Genomic DNA, 18,745 nt, shown 5'->3' with positions numbered 1-18,745 from the left:
CGGCGTCCCGAACCGGGAATGGCCGCGTCGCTCGATCGCGACGCGGCCATCCTGGCTCGACCAGCTCAGCCGCCGGTCGGCACGGTCAGGTCGTATACCGTGACCCCGCCCACTGTCGTGGCCGTGTAGTGGGCCTCGACCCACTCGGTAATCTGGTCGGCCGCCGACTTCGTGCCATCGGTGCCTGGCCGCGAGCCGCGCTGTCCCGGTGCGATGAAGTAGTGCACCTCGCCGTCGGCGACGTATTGCTGGAACTGTGCCAGTGTCGGCGAGTTGTCGCCACCGCTGAACCCGCCGATCGCGATCACCGACGTGCCTGTGCGCAGCTCGAGGCTCGACGCGGTAAAGGAGCCGATGCTCGCCGCCGACCATCGGTTGTCGGTGTTCGCCAGGAGAGCGTTCAGTTCCGCGTTGTTCGCGCTGCCGCCGCCGGGGCCGCCGAACCCGCCGTCGCCAGCCGGTGCCCCGTTGGCGGGACCTTCGCCATTGGTGGGAGCTCCGTCGGCGGGGATAGCCTCCTCGCTGGTGGGAGCCTCGCCGCTGGGGGAAACGCCGTCTCCGGTCGGTGAGCCGCTGCCGGTGGTCCTTCCGTTGTCGGCAGTCGCCCCACCTGACGTCCCTGTCCCGTTCGCGCCGTCGCCGGTGGCCGTTGCGCCGTCCGACCCCGCGTCGTCCCGCCCATCCGGACGTGGTCCGCCCATCGCGTTCGCCTGCGCCGGTCCAGAGGAGGGCACGCCGCCGCTGTGCGAGTGCGCGGCCGTCTCGATCGCGTATGCCGTCGACCCGGCGAACCCGGCGATCAGCCCCGCTGCGGCAAGAGCGACCGCGACTTTGCGGGAGCGATGCGCGCCGAGCACCAGGGCCACCGCCACGGCCAGCGCGGCGACGAGGACCGTCCAGCGCAGCCAGGGTAGCCAGTCCGGTGTGCGGTCCAGCAGCACGAACGCCCAGACCCCGGTCACCGCGGACAACACGGCGAGGGTGATCCTGGCCGCCACGTGCCCGCGCCGCCGCCACAGCTGTGCGACGGAGATGCCTGCGACACCGGCGATGCCGGGGGCCAGCGCCACGGTGTAGTACGGGTGGATGATTCCGCTCATGTAGCTGAACACCAGGCCGGTGCCAAGCAGCCAGCCGCCCCACAGGATCATGCCTGCTCGCAGCGGATCGGTGCGCGGGGCACGGCGGCTGAGCCACAGTCCGGCGAGCAGCCCGATCAGCGCGGCCGGAAGCAGCCAGGACGCCTCGGTGGCCATGGTGCCGCTGAACAGTCGGGTGAGTCCGGTGTCGCCGCCGAATGCGCCACCCATGCCCCCGCCGCCCTCGCCGCCGGGGCCGCCGGAGTTTCCGCTCGGATTGCCGCTGCCTCCTAGCAGTCGGCCCATCCCGTTGTAGCCGAGTGCCAGTTCCCACAGGCTGTTGTCGGTAGACCCGCCGATGTAGGGACGGGAATCCGCGGGCCACAGCTCGACCAACAGCACATACCAGCCGCCTGTGACAACCATGGCAGCGCACGCGGTCACCAATTTGCCGACCCGAGACCAGAATCCACCTGTCGCGGCGACCAGGAACACCAGCCCCAGCGCGGGCAGGACGAGGAACGCCTGCATCATCTTGGTCAGGAACCCGAACCCGACAGCGACACCGGCCAGCGCCAGCCAGCCCGTGCTCGCGGAACGCCAGCGCGCGTCGCGCGCGTCGATGGCCCGCACCGTGCAGTAGGCCGCCGCGACCAATACCAGCGTCAGCAGCGCGTCCGGGTTGTCGAAGCGGAACATCAACACCGCCACCGGGGTCGCGGCCAACGCCGCGCCGGCCAGTAATCCCGCGCCTGGGCCACTCCATCGGCGCACCGCCGCCGTCAGCAGCGCGACCGACTCCACGCCCATCAGCGCCTGCGGCAGCAGCAGCGACCACGAGCCGAACCCGAGCAGCCGCCCCGACAAGCCCATCATCCACAGCGACGCGGGCGGTTTGTCCACCGTGATCGAGTTCCCCGCGTCGTGCGAGCCGAACAGCAGCGCCTTCCAGCTCTGGGTGCCCGCCTGCGCCGCCGCGGCGTAATACTCGTTGCCCCAACCGGACACGGTCAGATTCCACAGATACAACACCGCCGTGGCGGCGAGCAGCGCGGACAGCGCGGGCCGCGCCCAGCGTGGTTGCGTGACCGGACCGAAGAACACTCGATCCGCCCACGATCGTCCGGTCACGGGGGCGCAGTGGGCGCCGACGGGTCTCGCGGCGGCCTCCACGCCCTCCGGGAAGCTCGTTATCGACGCCATGACCTGCCTTCCCTTTTCTCGTCGAACTCTTCGACTATTCGAAGGCTAGGAAGGCAGGCTGCACGCAACCTCGGGCAAACCTGGGAGTGCGCTGTGAGCCCGATTACAGCGTGCGGTAAGAACGCGTCTTACATGGGCTCCTGGCACTCGTCAGTGGAACAGCCCAATTGCTGATGGATCGACGTGACGACTGGGACCGGTCTTCACGGCGAAGCGGATGGGAAGCCGAACAACGCCGCCCAGCCCCGCCGCGATGGCTCGCTGACGGCGGGTCCGGGAGGTTCTGCCATCAGTGGGAATGACTGATCTTCAACCGATACTCGACCGGCCAGTAGGTTGAGCCCGTGAACGACGTTGTGAAGACGGTGCGAGTAATTGCCGCGGCCGAGCGCGCAGAGACCATCGGCCCGCACGGACAGCACCTGGTGCCGTGCGTAACGAAGGAAACCTGTGGGGCCGAGGGTATTTCGGCGGCAATGGTGAATATGGCGCCGGGTAAAGTAGCGAAAGCTCACTTCCACGCGCACAGCGAGACCATAGTGGTGTGCCTGCGCGGACGGGCCGCGACGCTGATCGGGCCGGAATTGACGCCGCACGTGCATGGGCCTGGCGAGTTCCTCTACGTCCCCGAGGGCGTAGTGCATGTAGCCGTGAATCTCAGTGACACCGAGGATTTGGTGGCAGTGGACATCCGCACCGATCCGCTGTTCAGCGACGATCTGGTGTTGGTGCCCGAATATGATGCTGCGGCTGCGGATATCGCCGTGCGTTTGCGGCGTGAGCTCGCCGTGAAATGAGTGTGGAATCAACGGGTCAGTGCTCCTCGGGCAGGACGGAGCCGGGCGTCGGCGAGGTGGAGTCATGAGTGTCGATATCGCATTCAGTCGCGGAGCGGCGGTGAGCAGCGGGCCGATCGATGACATCTACGCGACACTGCAGCGCCGTCCTGCGGCGATCTCGTTCGCAGTCGGCGCTCCGGACCCGGCGCTGCTACCAGGCGATCTGGTCGCATCACTGGCCGCTGGTGCGATCGCGAAGTATGGGAACGCCGCATTGCAGTACGGACTGACCCGGGGGTTTCCACCGCTGCTGGAACAGGCGCAGATCCTGTTGTCCCACCGAGGAATCGGATGTTCGCCGCACCGGCTGCACATCGCGACGGGAGGATCCGGCGCATTGCACAACGTGTGCATGGCGCTGCTCGACCCAGGTGACGTGGTGCTGGTGGAAACCCCGACCTACGGCCCCGCAGTGAAGGTATTCCGCAGTCACGGCGCGACGGTGATCGATGTCGAGTCCGACGAACACGGCATCGTGCCGGAGGCGCTGGATGCCGCGCTGGCACAACACGACACGGCGTTCGTCTACCTGTTGCCGACCTTCCACAACCCGACCGGGCGGACGATGTCCGCGGCGCGGCGCCTACGCGTAGCCGAGGTGGTCACAAGGCATGGTGAGCTGGTGGTAGAGGATGACGTATACACCGACCTGCGGTATCGGGGCGAGCCACTGCCGGCATTCTGGTCCTTCGCGCCGGACAACACCGTCTACATCACGTCGCTGTCGAAAACCGTTGCACCGGCACTGCGAATCGGCATCACGGTGCTGCCCGAATATCTGTTGGAGCCGGTGCTCGCGCTGAAACAGGGAATCGACATGCAGACCTCGGTACTCAACCAGGCCATCGCCGCCGAATTCCTCGGCAGCGCAGTAGCATCCACGCACCTGGCTCGTATCGTGGAAACCTATGCTGCCAAGTTGGATACGGTGGTGGAAGCGTTGGGAAAGCACTTTCCGACCGGATTCTCCTGGAGCGAGCCCGATGGCGGCATGTTCGTGTGGGTCGAAGGCCCGGCCGATTTCGACGCTGATGCGCTGATGCTGCCTGCGCTGGAGGCCGGGGTTGCGTTCATGCCAGGGAGCGTGTTCTTCGCCGCGGCCGATGCGTCGCACAACGCGATGCGATTGAGCTTTGCCAGCGTGCCCGAAGCCGAGATCGACCGCGGCATCGAACTGTTGGCCGCATTGTGCGAGTCATCATGAGCGAGCGTTCACCGCAGTAGACGTGCGACACCGGAATCGCCGCCGATACGGGTCATCGCCTGCTGGAAGGTCTTCAGTGCCCGCGGGAGACACGGCGAATTCGTAAGATGTTGTCTTTGCGGGTACCCGGCTGCCTCTCCGGTCCGCGGTGCTCGAAATCGACGACTTCCTCGAGTTCCACCTGCCATTCGGCCGGGTCGAGATCCAGTCTGTCGCGTACCTCGGCGGTGGTCGGGAAGTGCACGTCCATCGGTGGCTCCTCCACCCAGGTCGGCCATTCCGCGTGGCCGACGATCAGCAGCAGCCCACCGGGCGCCACCGCCTCCGCTGCTCTGCACAGGATCTTCGTCCGCTCATCGGCCTGGGCGGGCGGTGAGTGCAGGTAGTGCGCCGAAACGAGGTCGAAGCGTCCCGAAGGGAAGGTCTCGTCGAGATCATGCTGCTGCCAGTCGATTTCGACGGTCAGTCCTTGTTTCGCCGCCTGCGCCCTTGCGCGGGCGAGAGCGGTGTCCGACACATCGGTCGCGGTGACCCGCCAGCCGCGTTCGGCAAGCCAAATCGCGTCGGCGCCCTCAGCGCAGCCCAGATCCAGCGCGGAACCCGCTGCGACCGAGTCGATTTCACGAACAAGGAGGAAGTTCGGCCGTCCCGACCAGACCTGCTCGCGTTCCTGATAGAAGGCCTCCCAGTACTCGACCGTCGTCCGCGTGGTCCCATTGTGGTGTTGATGTGTGGCGGTCATGACTCCACCTCGCTAGCGCTCGCCTCCGTCATGACCGCCATGGCGGCTGCGCTTGTTGTTCGCTCGCTACGCTCGCTCATGACTCCACCTCGCTAGCGCTCGCCTCCGTCATGACCGCCATGGCGGCTGCGCTTGTTGTTCGCTCGCTCATGAATCACACAATCCGCCTGTGCGGACAAATTGGCAAACATTGTTGCCGGTTCGGCAACAATGTCCTGCTGGGCGTTGTCTGTCCGGGCGCGTCGCCGGGGGTTCGGCGAGGCCACTGCTGACCCGGGTCTGACGCCGGACCGGGTGGCGAAGGCGCTGTTCGTCGTGTGCCTCGTGCGTTCGGCGGACCTGTCAGTAGTCGTCGAGCGGGTCGCACAAGATCATGCCCTCGGCGGCCCGCAGGCGGCCGCTCATCGTTGTCAGCAGGTCGACGGAGTCGTCGGAAAGACCTACGGCCGTGTGGATCAGCCTGCGCAGCGGCGAGCTGGTGATCAGGTCGGCCACGGCGGCATCGTGGTCGCTCGGTGTGGTGCGGAACTGTCGGTCGAGATCCACGGCTAGGTACTCACAATCGGTCATCGGGCCCCCAGGAACCATTGCGGGTGCGCCGGACCGCGCACCGGAAGGATGTGGAGACACGGGCGGGATTCCTCCGGCGCGCAGCGTACATCGCGCTCACCTCGTCGCTGTACGGGTCGCAACGGTTCGTGCGGTGTTCGTTGCCACGATCGGGTCGGCTCGTCCGTGCCGCGGACATGTCCGATCCGGCGCCGAGCCGGTGCGGACGGTGCCCATTGTGCCACTGTCCCTGTGGATTTCGACGAGCCGCGCCGTCAGTGTGGTCTGTCGTCGGGGACCGGGCGCTGCCCGGAGGGCGCAGAGTGCAGGTCGCCCGGCACCGGTTCCCATGGGCGGGAAATCGCGTCGACACTCGTCCGGAAACCTGGAATCGGCCGCACCTGCGCGTGACACGATGGGTGCGGCCGAAGCACATGCCCAACCGGAGGAGCCCGACGTGGGGAATCTCGACGACAAGGTAGCCGTGATCACCGGTGGTGCCAGGGGACAGGGCCGGGCGCACGCGCTGGCTCTGGCGGGAGCGGGCGCCGACATCGTGGTGTGTGATATCGCCGAACCACTGGCCGGATTGCCATACGAGCTGAGCACCGAGGACGACCTGGTCGAGACCGTCGAGCTGGTCGAAGCGACCGGCCGCCGATGCGTTCCGATGAAGGCGGACGTGCGCAGCCAGGAGCAGATGTACTCCGTCGCCGAGCGCGCGATCGAGGAGTTCGGCCGCATCGACATCCTGATCGCCAACGCGGGCATCGCGTCCAACTCGCCCATCGCCGAGATGGACGAGCAGCTGTGGCGGGACATGATCGATATCAACTTGACCGGCGTCTTCCACAGCTTCCGTGCGATGGTGCCGCACATGATCGAGCGCCGGTGGGGGCGCGTTGTCGCCACCTCGTCCATCGTGGCCAAGATGGGCGTGCGCAACGCCGGGCACTACGCCGCGGCGAAATGGGGCGTGCTCGGTCTGGTGAAATCGCTGTCGCTAGAGGTGGCGGACTACGGCATCACGGTCAACGCCCTGCTGCCCTCCGGTGTGGACACCGACATGATCCAGAACCCGGCCGTTTGGCGACTCATGGTGCCGGACAAGGAAAATCCCACCCGGGAGGACTGGATGGCGATCATCGAATCCGGGCCGCCGAACGGTGATCTGATCCAGCCCGCCGAGGTGGCGGACGCCGCGCTGCTGCTGGTTTCCGAGCACGGCCGTCACTTCAACGGCGAGGCCGTGACGATCTCCGGTGGGCTCAGCGCGAATACGGCTTGACGGTCAGCGGCGCAGGCCCAGCGGACGAGATCGGCTAGCGGAAGAGGTGACGCCCGGTCAGCGGCGTCCGCGCTTCGACCTTGTCGCGTGCGGTGTGCGCGGTCTTTGCCGCGCGTTCCCGTGCGGCATCGGCTATTTCGGGTCCGCGTTGCTTGGCGCGCTCGGCCAGCTCCGCGCTGCGCTCCTTGGCGATCTCCGTCCACTCCGCACCGCGGTGCTTTGCCAGGTCGGCCCACTCCGCGCTGCGCTCTTTGGCGATCTCGGCCCACTCCGCGCTGCGCTCTTTGGCGATCTCGGCCCAGTCGGCACCGTGTTCTTTTGCGAACTCCGCCCAGTCGGCGCCATGCTCTTTGGCGGCCTCGGCCCAGTCCGCTCCGTGTTCTTTGGCGGCCTCGGTCCAGTCTGCTCCGTGTTCTTTGGCGGCCTCGGTCCAGTCTGCTCCGTGTTCTTTGGCGGCCTCGGCCCAGTTCGGGCCGTGTCGCTGGGCAGTCTCGGCCAGCTCGGCACCCCTGCTCGCGGCGACAGCGCCCAGCGTGCGCGCACGCCCCGCCGCGTCGTGTGCGTGCTTGCGCAGCGCGGCACCGGTCGCGCCGTTCGAGCTCGCGCCGAACGGTAGCGACGCCGACACCGCGGCGGCGGCGTCGCGCGCGGCCCGGCGTCCACGCCAGCCCAGCGAGGGCTTGCCCTCGGTGTCGGCCGCGGCGATCATCAGGCCGCCGAGCAGCCCGAGGTCCTTCAGGAACGCGGTGCGCTTCGCCGACTTGCGCGCCGGGTCCTGCTCGTTCCAGAAATCCTGCTCGGTGACGGTCGCGGGCACGACGGTTGCCGCGAGCACCAGGGCGGCCAGGCGCGGTGTCCTCCCCAGCGCGAGTAACACGCCGCCACCGACCTGGGCGGCCGCGTTGATTCGCACCACGGTCGCTGGATCGGCAGGCAGCTTTGCGGCAACCTCATCGGGGAGCTGCCGCTGCCCCCGCTGCACCAGTTCGGTCGCCACCTTGACCCGCTCCTCCGGACGCCGCAGCGTATCTACCCCATCCACGACGAATGCGGTGGCGAGCAGCGGCCGGGCGAGTCGGCGCAACAACATGTCATAACCCCTTCCCTAGATGTCCGTACGGACCGGATTCCCGGAAGACTCCCGGTCAAACACGCTCACCCGAACGCGGAGAGGCGACGGTCTGGCCAACTAGCAGCTAATTGGTGGACAACTATCAAGGGGTGATTCAGACTTCGCCGACCACCGCCGATGAACACAACGTTGCGGTTCAGTAAGCGAAACGGTTGTCGAAGGGGGCGTACTCGGGTTTCACACCTCGATGGCGGTACGCACGACCTTGCCGGTCGCGTTGCGCGGGAGAGCGGCGGTGGTGAGCCGCCAGCGGGCGGGGACCTTGTAGTAGGCGAGCCGGTCGGCGGTGAACACGCGCAGTTCTTCCTCCGTTATCGCCGTGGCGCTTTCGACGACGACGAGGGCGGCGACCTGCTGTCCGAGGTCGGCGTCCGGCACGCCGACCACCGCGCATTCGCGCACCGCCGGATGGTCCTCCAGGCACTGTTCGATTTCGGTGGGGTAGACGTTCTCCCCGCCGCGCAGGATGAGATCCGAACGCCGTCCGGACAATCGCAGCCTGCCGTCATCCAGGACGCCGATGTCGCCGGTGCGGAGCCAGCGGTCGGTCGTGATCGCGGCGGCGGTGGCCGCCTCGTCCTGCCAGTAGCCGAGCATCACGTACGGGCTGCGCACGCAGATCTCGCCTTCGGTGCCGTCGGGGACGGTATTGCCCGCGCTGTCGCGGATCTCCAGCGTGACGCCGACGACCGGTCGCCCCACGGTGTCCGGAAAGGCGGCGAGTTCGGCCGGACCGGCCAGCGTCGCCGCAGTGCTGCATTCGGTGAGCCCGTAGCTCGTCACCAGGGCGTTCCGTGCGACAGGGAGGTGATTGCGCAGTTGCTGTTGCAGGGCGGCAGATGAGGGCGCCGAGTTCAGCGAGAACGCGGTCAGCGAGGACAGGTCGTAGTGCGACAGGTCGAGTTCGAGCATCCTGGTGGCCATGGTCGGCATGGCGCCCCAATTGCTGATTCGTTCCCGCTCGATCAGTCGCAGTACCCGGTCGGCGTCGAAGGAGCCCTGGTGGATGACGGCCGCGTCGCCGGTGACCAGGCGGGGCACCACCAGGTTGTGCAGGCTGGCGATGTGGAACAGCGGCGAAGTGAGCAGATAGCGTCGCCCGCTCGGCAACTCGGTCGCGCCGGTGAACGCGGCGGCCAGCGCGTCGTTGAACACGTGATAGTCGATGACCGCCACCAGGTTTCGGTGCGAGTGCACCGCGCCCTTGGGGCGCCCGCTGGTGCCGCTGGTGTAGAGGATCACCGCGGGGTCGTCCTCGTCCATCTCGGTGCGCGGCAGCGTGGCGCTCGGGAAGTCGGCCAGCAGCGTGGGCAGGTCGTGCTCCATGGTGAGCACCGGAACTCGGATGTCCAGCTCGGCCAGTGGTGCGGCGCGCTTCGCGTCGACGACGAGCACGGTAGGGCTCGTGTGTTCGACGCCGTAGGCGATCTCGCGCGGGGCCCACCACGCGTTGTATCCGACCGCGATCGCGCCGAGCGCTTGCGCTGCCCAGAACGTCATGACCCACTCGGGTGTGTTCGCCGCGAGAATGCCGACGCGGTCGCCCTTTCCCACGCCGTAGCGCGCACGCAGGGCCGCGGCAAGCGCCGCGACGGCGGACGCGTGCTCGGTGAAGGACATCCGCCGGTCTTCGGTGACCAGATAGTCCCGATCGCCGTGCGCGGTCGACGCGGCGAGCACCTCGCCCAGGGAGGTGCTGCGGTGGCGCATCACCGGCATCGGCGCGCCGAGCACATCTTCGACCACCAGCTCGAACCGTCCGCCGGGGCCGGTGAGCCGGGCCGCTGCCTCGGCCGCGAACGCCTGCGGATCGAAAGGCTTCGTCATATCTTCCTCATCGCTACGCAGGCGCGGGGGATTCCGGTCGCCGTCATTCACTTGTCCTTGCGCTGGGAAAGGCCGCCACCTGCCCACAGTGACGCGCGATATGGCGTCGAACCGCCCGGCGCTATGGTGCCCCGGAGTGACGTAGGCAACAAGCTAACATTCGCTAGATGCGGTGTCTAGTGAGTGACGTATTGTCTAGCGAGAGCGCTCGCTCCGCTGCGCGTTATCGACTCTCTCCTCGAAAGTCGCACGTCAGCACCTCTTTTCGACGCACACGAGGGACACGTTCACCATGCGAACGAACGCGAACACCAGCCTGCGGGAGGAGCAGAAGCGGCACACCAGGGCCCGGCTCATGACGGGTGCCAAGAAGCTGTTCAGCACTCGCGGCTACGCGGCGGTCCGGGTGGACGACATCGCGGCGGCGGTCGGCTGCAGCCGCGCGACCTTCTATCTGCACTTCGCGGGCAAGGTGGAGATCCTGAGCGCCATCGCCGCGCAGAGCACCGTGCCCAGCACGCTGCGCTTCTACGAGGACCTGGATCGCGTGCTCGAGGCCGGGTCGCGCGCCGAATTCGTCGGCTGGGTCACCCGCGCGATCGAGTGGTTCCACGAGTACAAAGAACTGCTGCCCGCCTGGGACGAGGCGACGGCGCTGGAGCCCGAATTCCGCGAACTCGCACGCGACGGCATTCGCGCGCTGCCGAACGCGATGACCTCCTACCTCGCGGGCTGGCCCGCCGACCGGCAGGACGAGGCGCGGTTGCGCGTGGAGCTGCTTGTGGCGCAACTGGAACGGTTCTTCACCCGGTGGGCCATGCAGGGCACCATCGACGTCTCCGCGGAGCAGGCCGCCGAGGTACTCGCCGACATCTGGTTTCCGGCACTGCGGGCGCCCTCCGGCGCGAGTTGAACGACCGGGCAGGCCGGCGGCCCCGCGGAAGTCGGTGGGCGCGATCGCGAGGGCGCGAAATGGGGACGGCGTGGGCTCGCCTCGAATGTAGCGCGACATTCGCTGGGTGCTCGAACCCGCGTGCGCACGAACTCGATTCGGCAGTGGTTTGGGTATCTGTCGGAGCAGTGCGGCATCATCTGTGCACGCAGCCATCCACGAACACCGCTCGGAGTGCACCATGCCGTCGCCAAGAACCAAGCCACAACCATTGTCGGACAGTGAGATTCAGCAGATCGCCACGGACATCGCCGGTGGCAGCCCGCCCATGGTGTGGTTCACCGCGGCCGCGGTCGGCGTGCCAGAGGGACGGTCGGGAAAGGTGGTCGCGCTGGGTGACCCAGCCGACGGAGACTTCCTGCAGGTCCGGCCGACCGGCTCGAAAGATGTACTGTCCTTCTCCCCGACGGAGGTGACGTTGACCAAGCCGCCGCGAGGGGCCGCCGTCTCCGCTGCCCAGCCGAAGCCGACAACAAGAAAGGAATCCGCTGTGACCCAGACGCCGACCTTTACGAGCACCGCGACACCGCCCGGACGGGGGAGCGCCCCGACGCCGCCGGTCACCCCGAAACCGCTGGGGAGCACACCGGAATCAGGTGAACGGGACAGTGTGGCCAAGGGCCAGGCCAAGCAGACAACGGCGGCGAACGCGGCCAAGCCTGCCAAGGCGCCCGCCGCACGCAAGACGAAGGCCCCCGAGGTCACGGTGACGCTGACCGGCACTGCCGACGGCGAGTGGTCGGTCGATGTGGTCAGCGGTAAGAAGCGGACGGTGCGCGGCCTTCCGGTGAACAGTTCGGCGGTGGCGCAGGCGGCCAAGGTCCTGCATCCCGAGGTTGCCGATGTGGTGGCCGGGATCCTGGACGCGGCGCGCGGCGTACAGGAAGCCAAGGTTCAGCAGCTACAGGCCGAGCTCGAGGAGGCCAAGCGCCTGCTGGAAGACCTGCGCGACTGATTCACACCGCGTTGCTGGTGGATCTATCGGCTGGGCGGCAGATCCGGCGCCCGGCGTTTGTGAGCGGATGCCTCGCATCGTCGTGGAACGTGTAGCCGAGCGAGTTCTCCTTCGCGTGGTACATGGCCGCATCCGCGTCGCGGATCAGGTTGTGGACGCCGGTGTCCGAGCTGCGCGGACCGACGCACGCGATGCCGATGCTCGCGGTGATCGGAATCTCGCCCGCACTCAGCTCGAACGGCCGGACGAACGCGCCGATCAGCCGTTCGGCCAGCACCGCGGCCTCCTGCCTGGCCAACGGGGACAGCACGACGAACTCGTCGCCGCCGTACCGGGACACCGCGTCCTCGCGGCGCACCACACGCCGAATCCGGGCGGCCGCGGTCGCGATCAGCTCGTCGCCGACCGCGTGCCCGTAACTGTCGTTGACGTTCTTGAAGCCGTCCAGGTCGATGAACAGCAGGCAGATCGGCTGCTCGCCCCACTGCTCGCGATTGCCGTCGAGCGAGCGCAGCAGCGCGGCCCGGTTCAGCAGGCCGGTGAGCATGTCGTGGTCGGCCTGGTACTGGGCGCGTCGTTCGCTGCGTGCACTACGCACGATGGCGCGCTCGCTCCGCACCAGCACTCCGACCAGTAGTAGCGCGAACAGCGACGACACCACCACGCGGTCGAGGGTGTCCAAGCTGGACCCGACTACCGGGACCAGTGAAGCCACGATCAGCGCGACCGCGATGACGCTGGCCCGCTGCCTGGAGTGGTGCGGATGGATCCGGCGCGGTGTCCCGAGCGCGGCCATGGTCGGGTGCAGCGCCGCGACACCCACGGTGGCGTAGGCGGCCAGCAGTGGAGCGAGCAGGACGTCGCGCCCGATGGGGGTGCCCACGGTCTCCAGGCTGTAGCCCAGATCGCCGAGCAGCAGCGCGATCAGCCCGGCGTGCAGCAGCCGTAGCGAGGTCTCCGAGCGCGTCGCGGTGGCCACCGAGTGCGCGACCAGGGTGAGCAGCAGCGCGTCGAGCACCGGGTAGATCGCCGCCACCAGCGTGTCCAGCGTGGTGGCGTGTAACTGCAGGATCGGCGAGATGAGAAATGCCCAGGAGGCCAGCAGCGCGCCGAGGCCGATCAGGGCGGAGTCCAGCAGCAGGTCGTGGTTGCCGCGAACCTGGCGCGGGTACAACCAGATCAGCGCGGCGAGGCCGACCCCGACGTAGCCGAGCAGGGTGAACGCGTCGTCGACCGGATGGATCGAGTGGTGGGTCGCCTCGCGCAGCGCGGTCCCCGTCGCGAACAGCACGGCGGAGGCGGACAGCAGATACCAGGGCAGCGGATGGACGGGCCGGTGGATGTGCAGCCCGATGCCCATCATCGCGAGCGTTCCGGCGAGGACGACCGCCATCGTCACCAACGACACCGCATGCGAGTCGATCGCGACATTCGTCGCGATCACAACCGCACTTCCCCCTAAAAGTACTGCATACCAGCGAAATCCGAGCCGATGCCGCAGGCCCCTCGATTGCTCTGCGCTGGGTGTCATCAGTCCCCCCTGGTCGCTCCATCCCCTGTGAACTGGGCCACGTAGTAGATCTGAGAATCCTCAACCGCGACTTCGACGTTCGCCTGTTCGTCGAGCATCGCCCGAATACTGTCGGCGAACGAGAACCGAGTGTTGTTGTACGAGCAGATGTCCCAACCGACCGCCGCGCGTTCGGCAACCAAAACCTGGACAATGGAGTCGATCATGGCATGGAAAGCGGCCCCTTGTCGTGCACTTGGCGCAACAAGGGTCAAACCGGCGTAGTAGATCGCGTCGCGCGCCGCGTGTTCGGGGTAGCGCGCCGCGAAGTAGTCCGGACTGATCCATGGGACCGTGTCGAGATGCCTGGTCAGCGTCGTCACGCCGATGGGCTCGCCCGAGCCGAGCCGCGCGACGTGCTTGTGCACGCGAGGATCGACCATCTCCGCATGGAACTCGTCGCGCCGCAGCACCTGCCGTGCGATGGCCTTGGCCCGCAGCGGGCCGAACGCGTCCTCGTAGAGGCGGTGGAACAGGTCGATCCGATCGTCCGGAATCGTCGTCTCGACGGTGACGTAGAGGCCGCTCACCGTGGGCTCCACGGGGTGGTGTGGTAGGCGGCGAGAACAAGCGCGCAGGCCGGATCGCCGTCGGAGGTGGTCTCGGTGGTGCACAGGTGGACAGGGCCGAAGCGCTCCGGCCGGTGCCGCGTCATGTCGGTCAAACTGGACCGGATCAGGTCGGACACCTTCTCGGTGGTCTCGGCTTCGTGCTCCACGAAAAGCCCTGCGCCGGAATGGTCGTCGCGCAGCACCCAGCCGATACCCGCGGCGGCGCTCGCACCGGGTTCGTTCGCGTGCTGGACCGCATACACGCAGTAGAGGCGATCGCCCCAGGAGATCGGCTTGCGCACCCGGCTGGTGCGTTCCAGGGTCGCGCGTGGTGGAATGACCGACGACAAGCGGATCAAATTGGCCTCACCAACTCCCAGACCGCGAAGCGCCGCATCGAACGCCGCCATGGCGGTCGGCCCCACGCCGGTTGCGGCTCCTATCTCGATCGTCAGCGATCGACCTGGCATCGGCCCACTCATCGGCGTGCGTAAGCGATCGATCCACTGCCATCCCCTGAGGTCGCCACCTGGGGTGTTATGCATCATCTTGCCTCCGGAAACAGTTCGACCCCAATTTGCAGGCTTGAATTGCGTCAAAATCGACTGTGCGTCAGGAATAGGCATCGCGCATCTTGTATGCCGAAAGCAGTGCTCATGCGGCGTGTCTCCTAGTCTGAAAGGAGGGACGACGACAGCGAGGGACCAGGTTGCGGACATGGGCGGCGCCGGGGCGGGTCAACATCATCGGTGAGCACACCGATTACAACGAGGGTTTCGTTCTGCCGATCGCGCTGCCGCTGGTGGTGCGGTGCGGGGCCGCGGTGCGCGACGACGGGCAGGTGCGGGTCGTCTCGCGGCAGCGGCCCGGCGAGCCGGTGCTCGCCGCGGTATCCGCGCTCGCCGCACAGCGGGAGCGGGTGCCGGGATGGTCGCGTTATCCGCTCGGGGTCGTCGCCGCATTCGAGCGGCGCGGAAACCAGATCCCTGGCGTGGACCTCGACCTGGACGGCGCGGTGCCGATCGGCGCCGGGCTGTCGTCCTCGGCGGCGCTGTCCTGCGCGGTGGCCCTCGCGCTGCGGGATCTCTTCGCGCCCAGCCTGACCGACCGTGCGCTGATCGACCTGGCCCGCGCCGCCGAGAACGACTACGTCGGTGCGCCGACCGGGCTGCTCGACCAGTCGGCCGCGATCCTGTGCACGGCCGGGCACGCGCTGTTCCTGGACGTTCGCGGTTTCGCCGCCGACACCGGGACGTCGCCGCGCGGCGTCGGGCACGAGCAGATCCCGTTCGACCTGGACAGGTTCGGCCTCGAGCTGCTGGTTATCGATACCGGGCAGCCGCACGACCTGGTCGACGGCGGCTACGCCGAGCGGCGCGCCCAATGTGTGGCGGCGGCCGGGGAACTTGGCGTCGACGCTTTGCGTGACGTCGCGTCCGCGGCGTCCGTCGAGCGGATCGCCGATGACGCGCTGCGTCGCCGGGCCCGGCATGTAGTGACCGAGAACGCCAGAGTGCTCGCGATTGCCAAAAGATTGCGGGACGGCGCCGATCCGCGCGGGATCGGCTCGACCCTCACCGAGGGGCACGCCTCGTTGCGCGATGATTTCGAGGTCTCCACCTCGGCTCTGGACACGGCCGTGAGCGCCGCGCTCGCGGCGGGGGCGCATGGCGCGCGCATGGTCGGCGGCGGGTTCGGCGGGAGTGTGATCGCCCTGGTCGATCGCGAGCGGACCGTGGCCGTGGCGGAGATGGCGCGGAGACGCTTCGCCGACGCGGGTCTTGCCGATCCGCGCACGTTCGTGGTTGTTCCCGCGGCAGGCGCGCACCGCATCGACTGAGCGGTCGTCCAGGTTTTGTGCGTGATTGTGCCCCGCGAGTGGGGCACAATCACGCAGTATGTGTCAGCCGACACCAATCGGCGGGCGACGAGAAAGTCGCGCGCGCCGGGCAGCACCAGCACGACGCACGATCTCGCTCGACGCCCGGTTTCACCGCCAGGAGGAAAGCAGTGCCGCTTGCCTATTCACCCGTTCTCGCTTCCGCGCTGACCGCCGCCGACGTACGCCGGGCAGCTGCGACCACACATCTCGACGCCGCCACCACGCTCCAGCTGGACGCGGGCGCCGTCGATTACGTGCTGGTCGCCCTGTATTTCGTGTTCGTGCTCGGCATCGGCCTTCTGGCCAGGCAGCGCGTCTCCTCCAGCATCGACTTCTTCCTGTCCGGGCGTTCGCTGCCCGCCTGGGTGACCGGTCTGGCATTCATCTCCGCGAACCTGGGCGCGGTGGAGATCATGGGCATGTCCGCCAACGGCGCCCAATACGGTTTCCCGACCTTCCACTACTTCTGGATCGGCGCGGTGCCCGCCATGCTGTTCCTCGGCGTGGTGATGATGCCGTTCTACTACGGCTCCAAAGTGCGCAGCGTGCCGGAGTTCATGCGCAGGCGTTTCGGCACCGGCGCGCACCTGGTGAACGCGCTGAGCTTCGCGGTAGCGCAGATCCTCATCGCGGGTGTCAACCTGTACCTGCTCGGCTCCATCGTGAACGTGCTGCTGGGTTGGCCGCTGTGGGTGTCGGTGATCGTGGCCGCCGCGATCGTGCTCTCCTACATCACCCTCGGCGGCTTGTCCGCCGCGATCTACAACGAGGTGCTGCAGTTTTTCGTCATCGTGGCCGCGCTGCTGCCGCTCACCCTGGTCGGCCTGCACAAGGTCGGCGGCTGGAGCGGACTGAAGGAGAAGATCACCGCCTCGCCGGGCGGGCCGCAACAGCTGGATTCCTGGCCGGGCAATGCGCTGAGCGGGTTCAGCGACAACTTCCTGTCGGTGGTCGGCATCGTGTTCGGGCTCGGGTTCGTCCTCTCCTTCGGATACTGGACCACGAACTTCGTCGAGGTACAGCGCGCGATGGCGACGCACTCCATCTCGGCGGCGCGACGCACCCCGATCATCGGCGCCTACCCGAAGATGTTCATCCCGCTGATCGTGGTGATCCCGGGGATGATCAGCGCCGTGCTGGTGCCGCAGATGGCCGAGTACAAAACGGCGGTGACGGCGAATCCGGATTTCGAGAGCGACACCACCTACAACCAGGCGCTGCTGTACCTGATGAAGGATGTGCTGCCCAACGGTCTGCTCGGCGTGGGCCTCGCCGGTCTGCTCGCGGCGTTCATGGCGGGCATGGCGGCCAACATCTCCGCGTTCAACACCGTGTTCAGCTATGACCTGTGGCAGCAGTACGTGCGGCGCGAGCGGCCGGACGGCTACTACCTCGGCGTGGGCCGGCTGGCCACCGTCGGCGCGACCGTGGCCGCGATCTTCACCGCGTTCATCGCGTCCGGCTTCAGCAACATGATGGATTATCTGCAGACCCTGTTCAGCTTCTTCAACGCGCCGCTGTTCGCCACGTTCATCCTCGGCATGTTCTGGAAACGGATGACGCCGACCGCGGGTTGGATGGGCCTGGTCTGCGGAACCGGTTCGGCGATTCTCGTTTTCATCCTGCACGAGACGAAGGTGTTCGAATTGTCCGGCCAAGGCGCGAGCTTCGTCGCGGCGGGGGTCGCGTTCGTGGTCGACATCGTGGTGAGCGTCGCGGTCAGCCAGGTGACACAGCCCAAACCCGCGGCCGAGCTGATCGGGCTGGTGTATTCGGAGACGCCGAAGGATGTACGCACCGACCCCGAGGCCGACACGCTGCCCTGGTATCAGCGCCCGGTCTTGCTGGCAAGCATCGCCCTCGTGCTCGTCATCGCCCTCAACATCGTCGTCGGATAGGGAGCTGACTCGATGCTTTTCGACATCCGTACCATCGTCGGGGCCCTGCTCGGCTGCTACGCGGTCATCCTCGTCATCACGGGCCTGGTGCACGACACCGCGGCCGACGAGGCCAAAACCGGTGGCATCAACGTCAATCTCTGGTCGGGGATCGGCATGGGAGTGGTAGCACTGGCCTTCCTGGCCTGGGTGCTGCTTCGTCCGGTCCAAGTGCCGCCCGAACCGCAGGCACCTGCGGACGAGATCGCCGAGAGCCCAGACTCCGTCGCCTGAACACCAGACGGCCCGCCCCGGGTAACCCGAGGCGCCTGGGGTCGTCGCACCGATCAGGCGTCCGGGCGCGGAATATCGCCCCGCCAGGCGCCGGTCTCATGGCCCTGGCACTCGAGGAATTCCTTGAAGCGCTGCATGTCTTTCTGCACGCGGTCCGTCAGAATGTCGAGTTTGTCCGCGGCGGTCTCCACGAAGCCTTCCGGGTCGACGTCCATCTGGGCAGTCACTCTGGTGTGCGTGTCGTCCAGCCGGTGGAAGGTGATCACACCCGCGTGGCGGGGTCCGCTCACGGACTTCCAGGCCACCCGCTCGTCGGGGTGCTGTTCGGTGATGGTTGCGTCGAATTCCCGCGTCGACGGGCCGACACGGATGCGCCAATGCATATGTCTGTCATCGAGCTGCCGCACTGCCTCGACACCCTCCATGAACTGCGGAAACGACTCGAATTGCGTCCACTGGTTGTAAGCGGTGCGCACCGGCACCTCGACGTCTACGGTGGCGATCATCCTGCTCACTTGCTGCCTCTTTCCGCACTCGCGCCCATGGCCGGCCGCCTTCGGCCGGCAATCGCGCCCTTGATGCGATTCAGATATTGGGCCGCGTACCCGGGCAGCTCGATGACAAACAGTGGGATGACCCAGGCAGTCCCGGGTGGGTGCTGCGGTGGATCGCGCGGAATGACGGGTGGTCGAGGTGGGAAGGTCGTCCTGCCCGTCGCTTTCCGGCGACGGGCGGGACGACCTGGACAACCGTGCTCAGAGGAAGCAGCCGGCAGCCCTGAGTCGGGCATAAACGTCGTCG

Annotated in this window: 17 protein-coding genes; 8 read left to right on the top strand and 9 right to left on the bottom strand. The window is 67.4% G+C overall.

The window, feature by feature from the left end; all coding sequences use genetic code 11:
• Window positions 1-65 precede the first annotated feature (65 nt).
• Window positions 66-2,282: a glycosyltransferase family 39 protein gene (locus tag OHB12_RS17685; protein ID WP_327109720.1), complete on the bottom strand. Its 2,217-nt coding sequence runs from the start codon at window positions 2,280-2,282 to the stop codon at window positions 66-68.
• A 344-nt stretch (window positions 2,283-2,626) separates the two neighbouring features.
• Here OHB12_RS17685 and OHB12_RS17680 point away from each other — a divergent pair, with 344 nt between their 5' ends.
• Both OHB12_RS17680 and OHB12_RS17675 read left to right on the top strand, forming a co-directional pair.
• Entirely contained in the window at window positions 2,627-3,079 is a 453-nt protein-coding gene (locus tag OHB12_RS17680) for a cupin domain-containing protein (RefSeq protein ID WP_327109719.1), read from the top strand.
• A gap of 64 nt (window positions 3,080-3,143) precedes the next feature.
• Entirely contained in the window at window positions 3,144-4,325 is a 1,182-nt protein-coding gene (locus tag OHB12_RS17675; RefSeq protein WP_327109718.1) for an aminotransferase-like domain-containing protein, read from the top strand.
• Between the two features lie 73 nt (window positions 4,326-4,398).
• Here the strand turns inward: OHB12_RS17675 and OHB12_RS17670 are convergent, their stop codons facing one another.
• Together OHB12_RS17670 and OHB12_RS17665 are read right to left on the bottom strand one after the other, a co-directional pair.
• Window positions 4,399-5,067 carry a class I SAM-dependent methyltransferase gene (locus OHB12_RS17670; RefSeq protein WP_327109717.1) on the bottom strand — a complete coding sequence of 223 codons (669 nt, stop codon included), beginning with the start codon at window positions 5,065-5,067 and terminating at the stop codon, window positions 4,399-4,401.
• 342 nt (window positions 5,068-5,409) lie between these two features.
• Window positions 5,410-5,637 carry a hypothetical protein gene (locus tag OHB12_RS17665; RefSeq protein ID WP_327109716.1) on the bottom strand — a complete coding sequence of 76 codons (228 nt, stop codon included), beginning with the start codon at window positions 5,635-5,637 and terminating at the stop codon, window positions 5,410-5,412.
• 436 nt (window positions 5,638-6,073) lie between these two features.
• Between OHB12_RS17665 and OHB12_RS17660 the strand changes: the two genes are divergently transcribed.
• Window positions 6,074-6,904 (top strand): mycofactocin-coupled SDR family oxidoreductase, encoded by an 831-nt coding sequence (locus OHB12_RS17660; RefSeq protein WP_327109715.1) that lies wholly within the window; start codon window positions 6,074-6,076, stop codon window positions 6,902-6,904.
• 34 nt (window positions 6,905-6,938) lie between these two features.
• Here the strand turns inward: OHB12_RS17660 and OHB12_RS17655 are convergent, their stop codons facing one another.
• Together OHB12_RS17655 and OHB12_RS17650 are read right to left on the bottom strand one after the other, a co-directional pair.
• A complete protein-coding gene (locus OHB12_RS17655; RefSeq protein WP_327109714.1) occupies window positions 6,939-7,994 on the bottom strand; it encodes a DoxX family protein in 1,056 nt (351 codons plus the stop codon).
• Window positions 7,995-8,213: 219 nt separating this feature from the next.
• Entirely contained in the window at window positions 8,214-9,863 is a 1,650-nt protein-coding gene (locus tag OHB12_RS17650; protein ID WP_327109713.1) for a class I adenylate-forming enzyme family protein, read from the bottom strand.
• A 292-nt stretch (window positions 9,864-10,155) separates the two neighbouring features.
• On the opposite strand from OHB12_RS17650, the gene OHB12_RS17645 reads away from it, so the two are divergent.
• A complete protein-coding gene (locus tag OHB12_RS17645) occupies window positions 10,156-10,776 on the top strand; it encodes a TetR/AcrR family transcriptional regulator (protein WP_327109712.1) in 621 nt (206 codons plus the stop codon).
• A gap of 220 nt (window positions 10,777-10,996) precedes the next feature.
• The gene (locus OHB12_RS17640; RefSeq protein ID WP_327109711.1) at window positions 10,997-11,770 is read left to right on the top strand and encodes a DUF6319 family protein; all 774 of its coding nucleotides are present in this window, start codon (window positions 10,997-10,999) and stop codon (window positions 11,768-11,770) included.
• 1 nt (window position 11,771) lies between these two features.
• On the opposite strand, the gene OHB12_RS17635 is transcribed toward OHB12_RS17640, so the two are convergent.
• The 3 genes from OHB12_RS17635 to OHB12_RS17625 form a co-directional block, all read right to left on the bottom strand.
• Window positions 11,772-13,214, bottom strand: coding sequence for a GGDEF domain-containing protein (locus tag OHB12_RS17635; RefSeq protein ID WP_327109710.1), 1,443 nt, complete (start codon window positions 13,212-13,214; stop codon window positions 11,772-11,774).
• An 86-nt stretch (window positions 13,215-13,300) separates the two neighbouring features.
• Window positions 13,301-13,870, bottom strand: coding sequence for a hypothetical protein (locus OHB12_RS17630; RefSeq protein ID WP_327109709.1), 570 nt, complete (start codon window positions 13,868-13,870; stop codon window positions 13,301-13,303).
• Window positions 13,867-14,361, bottom strand: coding sequence for a pyruvoyl-dependent arginine decarboxylase (locus OHB12_RS17625; protein WP_327109708.1), 495 nt, complete (start codon window positions 14,359-14,361; stop codon window positions 13,867-13,869). Before OHB12_RS17625 ends, OHB12_RS17630 begins: the two co-directional genes overlap by 4 nt.
• Before the next feature lie 239 nt (window positions 14,362-14,600).
• On the opposite strand from OHB12_RS17625, the gene galK reads away from it, so the two are divergent.
• The 3 genes from galK (at window position 14,601) to OHB12_RS17610 (ending at window position 17,944) form a co-directional block, all read left to right on the top strand.
• The gene (gene galK, locus OHB12_RS17620) at window positions 14,601-15,731 is read left to right on the top strand and encodes a galactokinase (protein WP_327109707.1); all 1,131 of its coding nucleotides are present in this window, start codon (window positions 14,601-14,603) and stop codon (window positions 15,729-15,731) included.
• A gap of 206 nt (window positions 15,732-15,937) precedes the next feature.
• The gene (locus OHB12_RS17615) at window positions 15,938-17,671 is read left to right on the top strand and encodes a sodium:solute symporter family protein (protein WP_327121191.1); all 1,734 of its coding nucleotides are present in this window, start codon (window positions 15,938-15,940) and stop codon (window positions 17,669-17,671) included.
• Between the two features lie 12 nt (window positions 17,672-17,683).
• On the top strand, window positions 17,684-17,944 hold the full coding sequence (locus OHB12_RS17610) for a hypothetical protein (RefSeq protein WP_327109706.1): 261 nt from the start codon (window positions 17,684-17,686) through the stop codon (window positions 17,942-17,944).
• 53 nt (window positions 17,945-17,997) lie between these two features.
• On the opposite strand, the gene OHB12_RS17605 is transcribed toward OHB12_RS17610, so the two are convergent.
• The gene (locus OHB12_RS17605; protein ID WP_442800108.1) at window positions 17,998-18,450 is read right to left on the bottom strand and encodes an SRPBCC family protein; all 453 of its coding nucleotides are present in this window, start codon (window positions 18,448-18,450) and stop codon (window positions 17,998-18,000) included.
• Between the last annotated feature and the right edge of the window lie 295 nt (window positions 18,451-18,745).

Origin of the sequence: Nocardia sp. NBC_01730 (assembly GCF_035920445.1) — a bacterium.
GTDB lineage: Bacteria > Actinomycetota > Actinomycetes > Mycobacteriales > Mycobacteriaceae > Nocardia.
The sequence above is the reverse complement of the archived record's forward strand: the minus strand, read 5'-3'. Positions and strand labels throughout refer to the sequence as shown.

Excerpts from the sequence above, each read along its gene's own strand:
- OHB12_RS17625 (WP_327109708.1), bottom strand. The coding sequence starts at position 14,361 with ATGCCAGGTCGATCGCTGACGATCGAGATAGGAGCCGCAACCGGCGTG.
- OHB12_RS17655 (WP_327109714.1), bottom strand. The coding sequence starts at position 7,994 with ATGTTGTTGCGCCGACTCGCCCGGCCGCTGCTCGCCACCGCATTCGTC.
- OHB12_RS17650 (WP_327109713.1), bottom strand. The coding sequence starts at position 9,863 with ATGACGAAGCCTTTCGATCCGCAGGCGTTCGCGGCCGAGGCAGCGGCC.
- OHB12_RS17675 (WP_327109718.1), top strand. The coding sequence starts at position 3,144 with ATGAGTGTCGATATCGCATTCAGTCGCGGAGCGGCGGTGAGCAGCGGG.
- OHB12_RS17685 (WP_327109720.1), bottom strand. The coding sequence starts at position 2,282 with ATGGCGTCGATAACGAGCTTCCCGGAGGGCGTGGAGGCCGCCGCGAGA.
- OHB12_RS17670 (WP_327109717.1), bottom strand. The coding sequence starts at position 5,067 with ATGACCGCCACACATCAACACCACAATGGGACCACGCGGACGACGGTC.
- OHB12_RS17610 (WP_327109706.1), top strand. The coding sequence starts at position 17,684 with ATGCTTTTCGACATCCGTACCATCGTCGGGGCCCTGCTCGGCTGCTAC.
- OHB12_RS17605 (WP_442800108.1), bottom strand. The coding sequence starts at position 18,450 with ATGATCGCCACCGTAGACGTCGAGGTGCCGGTGCGCACCGCTTACAAC.
- OHB12_RS17665 (WP_327109716.1), bottom strand. The coding sequence starts at position 5,637 with ATGACCGATTGTGAGTACCTAGCCGTGGATCTCGACCGACAGTTCCGC.
- OHB12_RS17640 (WP_327109711.1), top strand. The coding sequence starts at position 10,997 with ATGCCGTCGCCAAGAACCAAGCCACAACCATTGTCGGACAGTGAGATT.
- OHB12_RS17645 (WP_327109712.1), top strand. The coding sequence starts at position 10,156 with ATGCGAACGAACGCGAACACCAGCCTGCGGGAGGAGCAGAAGCGGCAC.